9 protein-coding genes and 1 pseudogene are annotated in these 12914 nt (G+C 72.7%); 3 read left to right on the top strand and 7 right to left on the bottom strand.

The window, feature by feature from the left end; all coding sequences use genetic code 11:
- Positions 1–168: 168 nt before the first annotated feature.
- Together ACWGJ5_RS12690 and ACWGJ5_RS12685 are read left to right on the top strand one after the other, a co-directional pair.
- Positions 169–1017: a SigB/SigF/SigG family RNA polymerase sigma factor gene (locus ACWGJ5_RS12690; protein ID WP_453309730.1), complete on the top strand. Its 849-nt coding sequence runs from the start codon at positions 169–171 to the stop codon at positions 1015–1017.
- A gap of 19 nt (positions 1018–1036) precedes the next feature.
- A pseudogene (locus ACWGJ5_RS12685) lies at positions 1037–1222 on the top strand (FCD domain-containing protein); the annotation flags it as partial.
- A 21-nt stretch (positions 1223–1243) separates the two neighbouring features.
- Here the strand turns inward: ACWGJ5_RS12685 and ACWGJ5_RS12680 are convergent.
- From ACWGJ5_RS12680 to ACWGJ5_RS12665, 4 genes are all read right to left on the bottom strand, one after another.
- Positions 1244–3466 carry an FUSC family protein gene (locus tag ACWGJ5_RS12680; RefSeq protein WP_453309860.1) on the bottom strand — a complete coding sequence of 741 codons (2223 nt, stop codon included), beginning with the start codon at positions 3464–3466 and terminating at the stop codon, positions 1244–1246.
- Between the two features lie 155 nt (positions 3467–3621).
- Positions 3622–4995, bottom strand: a complete 1374-nt coding sequence (locus tag ACWGJ5_RS12675; RefSeq protein ID WP_453309729.1) for an NAD(P)/FAD-dependent oxidoreductase — start codon at positions 4993–4995, stop codon at positions 3622–3624.
- Positions 4996–5197: 202 nt separating this feature from the next.
- Positions 5198–5632, bottom strand: coding sequence for an ATP-binding protein (locus tag ACWGJ5_RS12670; protein WP_453309728.1), 435 nt, complete (start codon positions 5630–5632; stop codon positions 5198–5200).
- Positions 5633–5815: 183 nt separating this feature from the next.
- The gene (locus tag ACWGJ5_RS12665) at positions 5816–7714 is read right to left on the bottom strand and encodes an AMP-dependent synthetase/ligase (RefSeq protein ID WP_453309727.1); all 1899 of its coding nucleotides are present in this window, start codon (positions 7712–7714) and stop codon (positions 5816–5818) included.
- Positions 7715–7864: 150 nt separating this feature from the next.
- Between ACWGJ5_RS12665 and ACWGJ5_RS12660 the strand changes: the two genes are divergently transcribed.
- Positions 7865–8098 (top strand): DUF6480 family protein, encoded by a 234-nt coding sequence (locus tag ACWGJ5_RS12660; protein ID WP_453309726.1) that lies wholly within the window; start codon positions 7865–7867, stop codon positions 8096–8098.
- A gap of 45 nt (positions 8099–8143) precedes the next feature.
- On the opposite strand, the gene ACWGJ5_RS12655 is transcribed toward ACWGJ5_RS12660, so the two are convergent.
- From ACWGJ5_RS12655 to ACWGJ5_RS12645, 3 genes are all read right to left on the bottom strand, one after another.
- A complete protein-coding gene (locus ACWGJ5_RS12655; protein WP_453309725.1) occupies positions 8144–9232 on the bottom strand; it encodes a glutamate--cysteine ligase 2 in 1089 nt (362 codons plus the stop codon).
- Positions 9233–9327: 95 nt separating this feature from the next.
- Complete coding sequence (glgB, locus tag ACWGJ5_RS12650) at positions 9328–11529, bottom strand: 1,4-alpha-glucan branching enzyme (protein WP_453309724.1); 2202 nt, start codon at positions 11527–11529, stop codon at positions 9328–9330.
- A gap of 4 nt (positions 11530–11533) precedes the next feature.
- Positions 11534–12901 (bottom strand): maltokinase N-terminal cap-like domain-containing protein, encoded by a 1368-nt coding sequence (locus tag ACWGJ5_RS12645; RefSeq protein ID WP_453309723.1) that lies wholly within the window; start codon positions 12899–12901, stop codon positions 11534–11536.
- Positions 12902–12914: the final 13 nt, after the last annotated feature.

The following is a 12914-nucleotide window of genomic DNA, read 5'->3' as shown; positions in this document are numbered from 1 at the left end:
TGCTTCGGACCGGAGGCGCGCGCCCAGCGGGAACCGTACGACGGCCTGGGTCCCCCTCTCGGTGGACCCGGCGACCGACCCGCGGCGAACCCTGACCACCGTTCGGGCCCGGCCCCGAAACCTCGTTGTGGCCGTGCGCCCTGAATCCACGTTCAGGAGCGATTCCGCATGCTGACCGACATGTCGACAAGCCGCCCCGGCACACCCACCACGGACTCCGCCGCCGCTCCCGCGCGGCGGCCCCATGACGACGCCCCCGACACCGCGGAACTGTTCGCCCGGCTGGCGGAGCTGGAGGACGGCCCCGAGCGGGACGCCGTGCGCGACGAACTCGTCGCCGCCTGGCTGCCCATGGCCCACCGGATCGCCGGCCGTTTCCGCGACCGGGGCGAGTCCGTCGAGGACCTGCGGCAGGTGGCCGCGCTCGGGCTGGTCAAGGCCGTCGACCGGTTCGACCCGTCCCGCGGTGCCTTCGAGAGCTACGCCGTACCGACCATCACCGGCGAGGTCAAGCGGCACTTCCGGGACCGGATGTGGGCGCTGCGGGTGCCGCGCCGGGTGCAGGAACTGCGCAACCGGGTGCGCGTGGCCCGTCGCGAGCTCGCCCAGCACCCCGGCAGCCCCGAACCCACCACCGCCGCCATCGCCGCCCACACGGGCCTCAGTGAGGACGAGGTCGGTGCCGGCTTGGAGGCACTGGAGAGCTTCAGCACCCTGTCCCTGGACGCCGAACTGTCCACCGGGGACGACGGCTACAGCCTCGCCGACACCCTCGGGGCGGCGGACACCTCGTACGACGTCGTGGTCGACCGCGAGGCCGCCAAGGAGGGGCTGCGCCGGCTGCCCGAGCGGGAACGGGCCATCCTCTACATGCGGTTCTTCGAGGACATGACACAGAGCCGCATCGCCGACCGCCTGGGCATCTCCCAGATGCACGTCTCCCGGCTGATCAGCCGCAGCTGCGCCCGCGTCCGCGACGAGGCCATGGGCCGGCGCGCGTGGGCGGACCCGGCGTGAGGTTCCCCAGTCTTCGACCGACGTGCTGGTCCGGGCGGCCGGCAACCGTGCGGCCGCCGCCACCGTCGCCCGCTGCACCCCGCTCATCCGCCGCTTGGAGCGGCAGCGCTTCGGCGAGGGCGGCTCGTGCCGCTCCGCCGGACTGCACGAGCGGCTGATCGAAGCCTGCGCCGGCGGTGACGTGGACGGCGCGGTCCGGGTCACGGTGTCCTCGGCCGACGGCCCGTCACTTCTTCGGGCGGTCCGCCCGCGTGGTGACGCCCAGCGGCCGGGCCAGACCGGAGACCGCCTCGTCCAGCCGCTGCAGATGGCGCAGCACCCGGTCGGTGACCCGGCCGTAGCGCGGGGTGCGCAGAGTTCCCGGCTCCAGCATCGAGGCGATGCTGGAGCCGGTCTCGATCTCCGCCGTGGCACGCGGGTCCGCGACATGCGCGGCGATCGCCTCGATGTTGTGCACGATCCGCCTGCACGCCCCGCGCAGCCGGGGATCCGCCGAGATCGACGGGTGCGTCGGCAGCAGCTCGGCCGTGGCCGCGAGCGAGCGCGCGTGGTAGGCGCACGTCTCCAGCAGCGCCACCACGTACCGGGCGGTGTCCCGGCGCGCGCGCAGCGGGGTGATCGGATGGGTCAGCGGCTGGGTGGCCGCGCGAAGGTCCGCCAGCGCCTGGTCCAGATCGCGCGCCTGCTCCACCAGATCGGCGCCGGCCCCGCCGCTCAACTGGTCCACGGCGGCCCGGGTGACCTCGGCGAGCCGGTTCAGGACCGTGCCGAGAAGGTCGTTCGTACGGCGGTCGGTGTGCACGGGCAGCACCACCGCCGCCGCGATCACCCCGCAGGCCGCGCCGAGCGCCGTCTCCTCCACCCGCAGCACCAGCACCGCCATGCTGTAGGTGTTCAGCAGCGTGTACAGCAGGCCCAGCATCGCCGTGACGAAGAACGACATCAGCGTGTACGACAGGGGCGCGGTGTAGAACATCGCGAAGATGAACACCAGCACCAGGCCGAACGCCGTCCACGTGTGGGGCCCGACCAGACCGGCCAGCCCGATGCCGGCCACCACGCCGAGCACCGTGCCCAGCAGCCGCCGGTAGCCCTTGACCAGGATCTCGCCGGTCGAGGCGGTGTTGATGAACACGATCCAGCAGGTCAGCACCGCCCAGTACCAGCGCTGGCTGGACAGCAGCTCGCCGCCCGCGATGGCCAGTGCGGAGCCGACGGCCACCTGGACCGCGGCGCGGGTCGTGGGCCGCTCCAGACCGCTCGGCCCCGGCTCCTCCGCCTCGGCCTCCTCGCCCGCCTCGATCGCGGCGTCCTCCGCGTCCAGCTCCTCGCGCGAGCGGGCCGTCGCCGGGGTGTCGTCGGACTCGTCCTGCGGCCCTTCCACCGCGACCCGCAGACCCAGCGAGGCCCGGGCGGCCTCACCGAGCCCACGGAAGACGTCCTGCACGGCAGGCGAGGCCTTGGGCAGGTTCTCCTCCTCGCGGTAGCCGAGCAGCCGGTTGCGCACCTGGGCGAGAGCGGTGCCCCGGGCCTCGCCGACCGGCCGCAGCATCAGCAGCCGCAGCGCCTGCAGGTCCCGGCGCAGCGCCTCCGTCGCCTCGTCCCGCACCGGCAGTTCCCCGCCGTAGGGCAGCGCGGCGCCCGGCAGATGCAGGGTGAGGGTGTCGGTCCGCTCGGCGCTGCGCGCGGTGAGCAGCAGCAGGCCGAGCCGCTCGGAGGCGATCTCGGCGTCCGCGACCCGGCGCTGCAGCAGCCGGGCCACCGCCGGGTCGGAGGCGCCGTCCTCCAGCCGCCCCTGGATCAGCAGTGCCGTCTCGTGCAGCCGCGCGGTGGCGGTACGCAGATCGTCCAGGACCTTGTCCACGTCGTCCGGCCCGGCGTCCAGCAACTCGGCCTGGACGGCGATCAGCTGCGCGAGCCGGGCGCGGAACGCCCGCCGCAGCTGGTCCAGGGTGCCCGCCGGGGTCTGCGGCAGCAGCACGAAGCGCGCGGCGGCGCTGCACGCGAAGGCCACGCAGACGACCCCGCACAGCGCGGGCAGCGCCGAGGTGGTCGCGCGCACGAACAGGGAGAGGAAGTAGACCTGGAAGCCGATCAGGCCGAGCGCCGTGCCGCGGTCGCCGAACCGGCGGCCGTAGACCGCGCAGAAGATCAGGACGACGAAGAACAGGTCCCCGACGACGACCCGTTGGTTCAGCAGTGTGCCCAGCGACACCGACGCCAGCGCCACCGGCAGGCCGAGCGCGAGGGTCACGGCCTGCGCCGCGCGCTGCTTCTCCCGGATGGCGAAGGTCGCCACCATCGCGGCCATGGCGCCGGCGACCAGCTGGGGCACCGGCACCCGCAGGGCGGCCAGGACGGCGAGGGTGAGCGCGATCGCCGTGACCGTGCGCGCTCCCGCGGTGAGCCGGAGCAGCCCGGGATCGGACGCCGCGAGGCGGTCCCACATCCGTACCCGCCCAGGTCGTCCCGCTGTGCTCACGCCGCCGCGCTCTCTCCCGTGCCGGAAATCGATCTCCGACCCAGCATCGCACGACGGTCCTGACCGGTTGCCCCACGGGCCGGGGCAGCAGCGCGGAACGGATCAGCTCCTGCCGGTCGGTGTCACGGGTTCTCCGCCGCCCCGCTCTGCACCCGCGCCCGGACCTGTTCCGGCGTCAGGTACGCGTCGGTGAACTCGAAGTCCTTCAGCCGGGCCGGCTTGCGGGCCTGGAAGCCGGTGCGCACGAAATCGTCGCCGGCGACCGCGTTCAGCAGCCAGTTGGTCATCACCCGGGTCTTGGCGACGTTGGTGCGCAGTGCCGACCAGTGGTAACCGCGGGCCACCGCCTGGGCAGCCACTCCGCGCAGCTCGACGCCGAGCGGCTTGGACACCGCGTCCCTGCCGCCGAGGTCGACGACGAGGCCGAGGTCGTGGTGCACGTACGGCTGCATCGGCGCGCCCCGCAGCGTCGCGATGACGTTGTCCGCGACGCTCTTGCCCTGCCGCATGGCGTGCTGCGCGGTCGGCGGGCACACCGCGCCGTCGCCCTTGGCCAGGTCCGGCACGGCGGCCGAGTCGCCGAGCGCGAACACCCCGTCGTGGCCCGGCAGGCACATCTCGGGGGTGACCGCCAGCCGGCCCCGCACGGTCTCCGCGCCGAGCGTGCCGATCAGCGGGCTCGCGACCACGCCGGCCGTCCAGATCAGCGTGTGCGTCGGCACCACCCGGCCGTCGGTGAAGGTGACCTCCTCGGGGCCGGCCTTGTCGATCGACACGCCCAGCGACACGTCGATGCCACGCCGCTTGAGGATCTCCTGCGCGCTGCGGCCGAGCTTCTCGCCCAGTTCCGGCATCAGCTTGGGCGCGATGTCGATCAGATGCCACTTGATCAGGCCCGGGTCCAGGCGCGGGTAGCGCTGTACGGCGGCGTGCGTGAGCCGTTGCAGACAGGCGGCGGTCTCGGTGCCGGCGTATCCGCCGCCGACCACCACGAACTGCAGCCGGGCGGCCCGCTCCGCAGGGTCGTCGCTGGCGTCCGCGAGGTCGAGCTGCGAGATGACGTGGTCGCGGATGTAGGCGGCCTCGGCCAGGGTCTTCAGCCCGAAGGCGTGCTCGGTCAGCCCCGGGATGTCGAAGGTGCGGGTCACGCTGCCCGGTGCCAGCACGATGTAGTCGTAGGGTTCATTGACGATCTTGTCGGTGATGGTGCGAACGACGCACACCTTGGACCTCAGGTCCACGCCGATCGCGCCACCCGGGATGATCCGGGTGCGGTACCTCTTGCTGCGGCGCAGGCTCAGGGCGATCGACTGCGGCGTGAGCACGCCGGAGGCCACCTGGGGCAGCAGGGGCAGATACAGCTGGTAGGACTGCGGCGTCACCAGGGTGACGTCGGCCTCGGCGGGGGCGAGTTTGCGCTCCAGGCGGCGCACGCACCCGACTCCGGCGAAGCCTGCGCCAACCACCAGGATCCTGGGTCGTGTCACGGTGTTCATCCCTTTCTGCGGCTCCAGGCGGTCCGACTCCACGCCGTTCGCTTGCCCTGGATTCGGCGCGCGCCACCTTCGATCCCACCGTGCCCCGAGCCGTTCCGCCAGCCGGGTGCGGCAGGCAGACGAACGCGTGGGCTCCAGCATGCCCCCGCTGCGGCTGGAGTAACCGGTTGTCGCACAGATACACGTCGCACATCCAGTGCGGTCACCAGGGCAGGAACACGTGGATGTCCTTGCCCGCGTCGTGGACGACGACGCTGACCTGTGTGCACAGCGTGTGCACCAGGTGCCAGCCGATGCCGCCGCCGCCCGTGCGGGGGTGGAAGGGGCGCGGTTCCGGCTTGGTGGTGCTCGTGTCGCGCATCGTCACGTGCACGCCGTCGAAGGTGCGGCGCATCCGCAGGCCGAACGGCCCGGGCGCGTACTGGATCACGTTGGCGGCCAGCTCCGTCACGACCAGCAGTATGTCGTCCCAGTACTCGGGCGCGGCGGGCGGCGCCTGGGTGGCGAGCGCGCAGAGCCACTCCTCCGCGGCGAGCCGGGCCTCGGTGACGTTGCGCAGCTCACCCGCGAAGGAGAAGGTGCGCTCGTACTCGTCCTCCGAGGGCGGTGTGTCGTCCCCACGTGGCTCCGTCGCCATCTCGCATTCCCCGGTCCCGGGCGGTCAGGCCCGTGGCGAGGCCCTCCGACCAGGACGGCTGTCGGTGCTGATCTCATTCTGTGCGTGCGAGTTCCCGCTGCCGGGCGGGATATCCGTCCGCCCCGGCCCCGTGGTCCGGACGGACGCGTCTTCCGGTCGGACGCGCCCTTTGGGGGGAGGGCGTCAGCGGAAGACGTCGTCGGGCTCGTCCCAGTCCGCCGGCTCCTGCGGGACCCGCGCCGCCCGGGACCGCGCCTGGTACATCGCGTCGATCTCGGCGGCGTAGTGCCGCACTATGGCGTCACGGCGCAGCTTCAACGACGGCGTGAGCAGTCCGTTGTCCGCGGCGAACGGCTCCGGGAGCACACGGTGGACCCGGATGGACTCCGCGCGGGAGACGGCGCTGTTGGCGGAGGCGACGGCCCGCGCGATCTCCTCCCGCAGCGCGTTCTCCTCACGTCTCTCCCGGGCCGGACTGTCGCCCTGCAGCGCCAGGGCGGCGCGCCAGTGCGCGAGGAAGTCCGGGTCCAGGGTGATCAGGGCGCCGACACAGGGCTGGTCGTCGCCGATCACGACCGCCTGGTGGACCAGCGGATGCATGCGCAGCCGCTGCTCCAGCGGGGCCGGGGCGACGCTGGTGCCGCCGCGGGTGACGATGACGTCCTTCTTGCGCCCGGTGATCGTCAGATAGCCCTCGGAGTCCAGCCGTCCGATGTCCCCGGTGGCCAGCCAGCCGCCGCGCAGCGCGGCCCGAGTCGCCGGCTCGTCGCCGACATAGCCCTGGAACACCGACGGACCGCGCACCAGGATCTCCCCGTCGTCGGCCACCTGGATCTCGGTGCCCGGCAGCGGCCGGCCGACCGTACCGGACTTCTCCCGGCCGAGCGGCTGCATGGTGATCCCGCCGGAGGACTCGGTGAGGCCGAACCCGTCGTGGACGAACATCCCGATGCCCTCGTAGAACAGGGTCAGTTCGCGGTTGAGCGAGGAACCGCCGGAGCTGCCGCGCACCACCCGTCCGCCGAGCGCCGCGCGCAGCCTGCGGTACACCGTCCGCTCGTACAGGGCGTGTTGCAGCCTCAGCTCGAACCCGGGACCCGGTCCGGTGCCCAGCCGGTGGCGCTCCTGTGCCTGGGCGAAGTCCCGCGCGGTCTGCGCGGCCCGCTCGAACAGGGCACCCCGGCCCGCCTGTTCGGCCGCCTGCAGGAACTTCTTGTAGAGCTTCTCGAACACCGACGGCACGCCGTACAGATACGTCGGCCGGAACGTGGTCAGTGCCGAGGCCAGCGACGCTCCGGTCAGCTCCGGCTCGTGCGCCATCAGGGCGCCGCCGCGCACACACACCAGCATGATCATGATGCCGTACACATGGGAGAACGGCAGAAACGCCAGCACGGACGGCTGCTCGCCGGGCGGAGCCGCGGTGTGCTTCCAGCCGGCCAGGTAGGTGTCGCAGGGATAGGCGAGGCTCCGGTGGCTCAGGGCGCAGCCCTGGGGACGGCCGGACGTGCCGGAGGTGTACACGACCGCCGCCGTGGCGTCCGGCAGCACGATCCGGCGCAGCGACTCCACCGTGGTGTACGGCACGACCGTGCCCTGCCCGACGAGTTCGGGCAGCGCGCCCGCGTCCAGCTGCCAGACGTGGCGCAGCCGCGGCAGCCCGGCGCACACCGTGCCGACGGTCATGACGCCCTGCTCGTCCTCCACGACCACGGCCACACAGCCGGCGTCCCGCAGGATCCACTCGACCTGGTCCCGCGAGGAGGCCGGATGGATCGGCACGACCTCGGCGCCCACGGCCCACAGCGCATGGCTGAACACCGTCCACTCGTAGCGGGTGCGGGACATCAGGGCCACCCGGTGGCCGGGGGAGATCCCGGCGGCGACCAGCCCCTTGGCCAGGTCCACCACCTCGTCGCGCAGCTCGACGGCCGTCACCTCGTGCCACACGGTGGCGGCGGAGTCCACGCGGTGCGCGAGCACCGGCAGGGTGGGACTGCGCTCCGCGGTCTCGAAGACGCTGTCGGCGAGGCCGCCGGTGAGCGGCGGGGCAACGGAGGGAGCGAGGGCGACGTCGCGCATGCGCTGCTCCTGGATGTACAGAGGGTCACACCGCCGACCGGCTCGGTGTCGGCGGTGCTCGAATGTAGCCCAGCGGACCGCGTTCGGTGACGGGAACGGAGAAGTCGTGATCGGCTGATGATGTGAGCGTGTCCTGGGGACTCGGCAGACATGAGTCATGTGAACCCCGATCCGGAGCCCGAGCGGACCACCGGGCTGGAGCCCGGGGGTTCGGTACCGCCCGGCGAGACCCCGCCGGCCGAGAGCAGCATGCCCGAGGCCGGGCCCCAGGAGACGCACAACCCGACCCGCGGCTGGGCCGTGGCGCCGCTGACGCTGATCCTCATCGTCGTCGCCCTGGTCGCGGCGGGCTTCCTGGCGTACGCCGTGTCGCTGATGGTCTGAGCGGTTGCTCGGCCCTGCCACCCGGGGGCGTTCGGCCCCGGGTGCTCAGGCCTGGGTGTGCCGTACGCACTCGGTGACGACGCCCCGCAGGTCGCCGGCCCGCTCCAGCAGCCGGCGCTGCTGGAGTGCGCCGTTGCCGCGCCGCAGCAGCTCCGCCACGCCGTGCTCGGCGCGCTCGGCGTCACCGACGGCGTCGAGGGCGTCCCGGGTGTGCGCCAGCAGCGACCGCAGCACCTGCGCGGCGGGGCCGGGCCGCATGGTCGCCGGATCCAGCAGGTTCTCCTCCAGGCCGAACCGGGCGGCCTGCCAGTCGGCCAGCCGCAGCATGCTCACGCTGTGGCCGGGCGCCGGTCGGCCCGCCCGCCAGTGTCGTGCGGCCGTCTCCACGAGGGCGCGGGTCAGCGTCGCGATCAGGACGGCCGTGTCCGCGCCCAGGCACACGTCCGCCACCCGGATCTCCACGGTGGGATAGCGGGCGGACAGCCGGGCGTCGAAGTAGACCATCCTCTCGTCCAGCAGGGTGCCGGTGGCCACCATCTCCGCCACCCGCTGGTGATAGTGCTCGGCCGACACGAACGGCTCGGTCGGCCCGGCCGACGGCCAGCGGTTCCACACCCGGCTGCGGTAGCTGGCGTAGCTGGTGTCCTTTCCCTGCCAGAACGGCGAGTTCGCGCTCATCGCGCGCAGTACCGGGAGCCACGGGCGGATCCGGTCGAGGACGGCGATGCCCTCCTCGTCGGACTCCACGCACACATGCACATGGCAGCCGCACACCAGCTGCTCCCAGGTCGGTATCCCGTAGTGTTCGGCCAGCCACTGGTACCGCTCGTTCACGCTGAGGGAGGGGCTGACCGGCAGGGGAGAGGTGGCCAGGGCCGCGACCGCGCAGCCGAGTTCCCCGGCGTGCCGCGCCGCCTCCTTGCGGCAGCGCACGATCTCCTCGCCGAGGTCCGCCATGTTGGTCTGCGGATGCGTGGCGAACTCCAGCATCTGCCGGAACAGCTCCTTCTCGAAGACGTTCTGGCCCGGATCGTCATGGGCGAACCGGGCGAGGACGGCCGCCGCCAGCGCCTTCGGTTCGCCGCTGTCGGGGTCGACCAGAAGGAGCTCCTCCTCCACTCCCACGGTGCGCACGTGGTGCCACCCTTCCGAGTCCATGCCACGAGGGGCAGTCAAGGCTCCGTACGACCCCCGACTGCCCCTGGGCGGGCCGCCGACACCTGCGGTTCTCAGCGCTCCGGCGTCAGCCAGACCGTGGCGAGCGGTGGCAACGTGAGCTTGAGGAACCCGTCCTCGGGCTTCAGCAGCCCCTCATCGCCGACCCCGCTGCCGCCGTAGCGGACGTCGTCGGTGTTCAGCTCCTCCTGCCAGGCCGCGATCTCGTCGCCGGCCCACAGCCGGTACTCGTGCCGGACGACCGGGGAGAAGTTCGACACCGCGAGCAGCGGGGAGCCGTCGGCGGCGTAGCGCAGGAACGCGAAGACGTTGTCGTCCGCCGCGTCGCACAGCACCCACCGGAAACCGCCCGGGTCGGTGTCCCGCTGCCACAGCGCCGGCGTCGCCCGGTACACGGTGTTCAGATCCCGTACCAGGTCCCGCACGCCGCGGTGGTCCCCGGCCGAGTGGTAGTCGTCGCCGAGCAGCCACCACTCGGGGCCGTGCGGCTCGGACCACTCCGCCCCCTGGGCGAACTCCTGCCCCATGAACAACAGCTGTTTGCCCGGATGGGCCCACATGAAGCCCAGATAGGCGCGGTGGTTGGCCCGCCGCTGCCACCAGTCGCCCGGCATCTTCGACACCAGCGCCTGCTTGCCGTGCACCACCTCGTCGTGGGAGATCGGCAGCACATAGTTCTCGCTGTAGGCGTACACCATCGAGAAGGTCATCTCGTTGTGGTGGTACTTGCGGTGCACCGGCTCCTTCTGGACGTACTGGAGCGAGTCGTGCATCCAGCCCATGTTCCACTTCAGCCCGAAGCCGAGCCCGCCGCTGTCCGTCGGCCGGGTCACCCCGTCCCAGGCGGTGGACTCCTCGGCGATGGTCACCACGCCCGGACAGCGCCGGTAGACGGTGGCGTTCATCTCCTGCAGGAAGGCGACGGCGTCCAGGTCCTCCCGGCCGCCGAACACGTTCGGCTGCCACTGGCCGGAGTCCCGCGAGTAGTCCAGGTAGAGCATCGAGGCGACGGCGTCCACCCGCAGCCCGTCGATGTGGAACTCCTGGCACCAGTACACCGCGTTGGCGACGAGGAAGTTGCGCACCTCGGTGCGGCCGTAGTCGAACTCGTACGTCCCCCAGTCCGGGTGCTCGGCGCGCGTCGCGTTCCCGGGCTCGTAGAGCGGATCCCCGTCGAACCGGGCCAGCGCCCAGTCGTCCTTCGGGAAGTGCGCCGGCACCCAGTCCATGATCACGCCGATGCCGGCCCGGTGCAGCGCGTCCACCAGGTACTTGAAGTCGTCCGGGGCGCCCAGGCGCGGCGTCGGCGCGTAGTAGGAGGTGACCTGGTAGCCCCAGGAGCCGCTGAACGGATACCCGGCGACCGGCATCAGCTCGACATGCGTGAAGCCCATCTCCCTGACGTAGGCAGGGAGTTCCTCCGCCAGCCGGCGGTACGTCAAACCTGGCCGCCAGGACGGAAGGTGTACCTCGTAGACGGAGAACGGCGCCTGGTGCACGGGCGTGTCACCCCGGTGCGCCATCCACTCCGCGTCGCCCCACTCGTACCGCGAGACCGCGACGACCGACGCGGTGTCCGGCGGCGTCTCCGTGCACCGCGCCATCGGGTCGGCCTTGAGGAAGCGGTGGCCGTAGCGCGAGGTGATCTCGAACTTGTAGCGGGCGCCCTCGCCGATCCCGGGCAGGAACAGCTCCCACACCCCGGACGCGCCGAGCGACCGCATAGGGTACTGGGTGCCGTCCCAGTACGTGAAGTCCCCGGCCACCCGCACCCCTTGGGCGTTGGGCGCCCACACGGTGAAGCGGGTGCCGGTCACGCCCTGGTGCGTCATCGGCTCGGCGCCGAGCGCCTGCCAGAGCTGCTCGTGCCGCCCCTCCCGGATCAGATGCAGGTCCAGCTCGCCCAGGGCGGGCAGGAAACGGTACGGGTCGTGCACCTCCTGCTCGGCGTCGTCGTAGGTCGCCAGCAGCGTGTATGACGGGATCTCCGGGTACGGCAGGACGGCCGCGAACAGACCGTCGCCCTCGGAGCGCAGCGGGCTGCGCATCCCGTCGACCACCACGCTCACCACGCGCGCGTTCGGGCGCAGGGCCCGGAACAGGATGCCGCCCGGGACCGGGTGGGCGCCGAGCAGGGCGTGCGGATCGTGATGGGCGCCGCCGAGCAGCCGGCCGCGATCGGCCGGGTCGAGGGGCAGGGCCGGCGCCGGCGCGGGGCCGGCGGCCTCGGGGAGCGAGGTGTCGCGCAGAGCCATGACGTCATCCTCCCCACACGGCGAGCCGCTTGATCGCCGCCATCGGTACCGGCATCCAGTCCGGCCGGTGTCTCGCCTCGTACAGCACCTCGTACACCGCCCTGTCCGTCTCGTGCGCGCGCAGCAGCGCGTGCTTCTTGCGTGGATCCCAGCCGGCGCGGGCCGCGTAGCCCGCGCAGAACGCCTCCCGGCAGCGGCGCGCCCATTCGGGTCGCCAGGGGCGGCGCTGCCGGGCCGCGTAGTCGAAGGAGCGCAGCATCCCCGCCACGTCCCGCACCGGGGAGTGCGGGGCCTGCCGCTCGGCGAGCGGCCGGGACGGCTCGCCCTCGAAGTCGATGACGAACCAGTCACGGCCGGCCTGCAGCACCTGACCGAGGTGCAGATCGCCGTGGATGCGCTGGGCCGGCGGCCCGGAGTCGCAGGTGGCGAGCGCTCCGAACGCCGCCCGCAGCCCCGGCACGAAGGGCAGCAGCCCCGGTACGGCGTGCGCGGCCGCGTCCAGCCGTGCGCACATCGCCTCGGCCGTACGGCCGTTCTCGCCGCCCGGCCCGGCCGACGGAAAGGCCTCGGCGAGTGCGAGGTGCACCTCGGCCATGGCCCGGCCCAGCGCCCAGGCCTCGGCGGTGAATTCGTCACCCGCGGCGAGCGCGCGCAGCGCCAGCGTCCAGCCGTCGGTCGCGTCCGGCAGAAAGGGCTGCAGCACGCCCAGCGTGGCCGGCTGCGGCGCGGTCGTACCGAACCAGGCCACCGGTGCCGGCACCCGGGTGCACCCCTGTGCGGCCAGCGCGGCCGTCACCTCCAGATCCGGGTTGACGCCCGGCTGGATCCGGCGGAAGACCTTCAGGATGTACGCGTCGCCGTACACGATCGAGGAGTTGGACTGCTCGGCGTCCAGCAGGCGCGGCGGCAGACCGCCGGGCACGCGGGCCGCGGGGTCGGCCCGGAAGCGCAGCGGGCCGGCCGCGCCGGGCTGTCGCAGCCGCTCCAGCAGCAGGCTCGCCGCGCGCGGGTCGTGCAGCGCGTCGTAGACCGCGAGCCCGGCGAACGGGCCTTCCTCGGCCCGCCCGATGTACGCCCGCTCCAGTCGCGGGGCGAGGTGTTCGCGCAGGCCGAGCAGCAGCTGGTAGCAGTCACCGGGCAGAGGAGTGCCGCCCGGCGTGGGCACGGGCGCGTGCGAGGCGTGCACCAGCAGATGCAGACATCCCGGGAACAGCTCGGTCAGGGAGAGCACCGACAGATCGGTGACGGGCCGGTCCTTGCCGGCGAACCAGCGTTGCCTGGGCAGCCATTGGCGCAGCAGCCCGCCGAGGGAGGCGAGGGGCCCGTCGAGGCCGCCCGCCGTTCTCGGTCGGACAGTGATGGTCTTCGGCATGGTGACGCGTCCT

Source organism: Streptomyces sp. NPDC054783, from assembly GCF_053611725.1.
Note: the sequence above shows the minus strand (reverse complement) of the source record. Positions and strands in the feature narration are given on the sequence as shown.

Bases quoted from the DNA above. Each gene is read 5' to 3' on its own strand.
- ACWGJ5_RS12690 (WP_453309730.1), top strand. From the start codon at position 169: ATGCTGACCGACATGTCGACAAGCCGCCCCGGCACACCCACCACGGAC.
- ACWGJ5_RS12680 (WP_453309860.1), bottom strand. From the start codon at position 3,466: ATGTGGGACCGCCTCGCGGCGTCCGATCCCGGGCTGCTCCGGCTCACC.
- ACWGJ5_RS12675 (WP_453309729.1), bottom strand. From the start codon at position 4,995: ATGAACACCGTGACACGACCCAGGATCCTGGTGGTTGGCGCAGGCTTC.
- ACWGJ5_RS12670 (WP_453309728.1), bottom strand. From the start codon at position 5,632: ATGGCGACGGAGCCACGTGGGGACGACACACCGCCCTCGGAGGACGAG.
- ACWGJ5_RS12665 (WP_453309727.1), bottom strand. From the start codon at position 7,714: ATGCGCGACGTCGCCCTCGCTCCCTCCGTTGCCCCGCCGCTCACCGGC.
- ACWGJ5_RS12660 (WP_453309726.1), top strand. From the start codon at position 7,865: ATGAGTCATGTGAACCCCGATCCGGAGCCCGAGCGGACCACCGGGCTG.
- glgB (WP_453309724.1), bottom strand. From the start codon at position 11,529: ATGGCTCTGCGCGACACCTCGCTCCCCGAGGCCGCCGGCCCCGCGCCG.
- ACWGJ5_RS12645 (WP_453309723.1), bottom strand. From the start codon at position 12,901: ATGCCGAAGACCATCACTGTCCGACCGAGAACGGCGGGCGGCCTCGAC.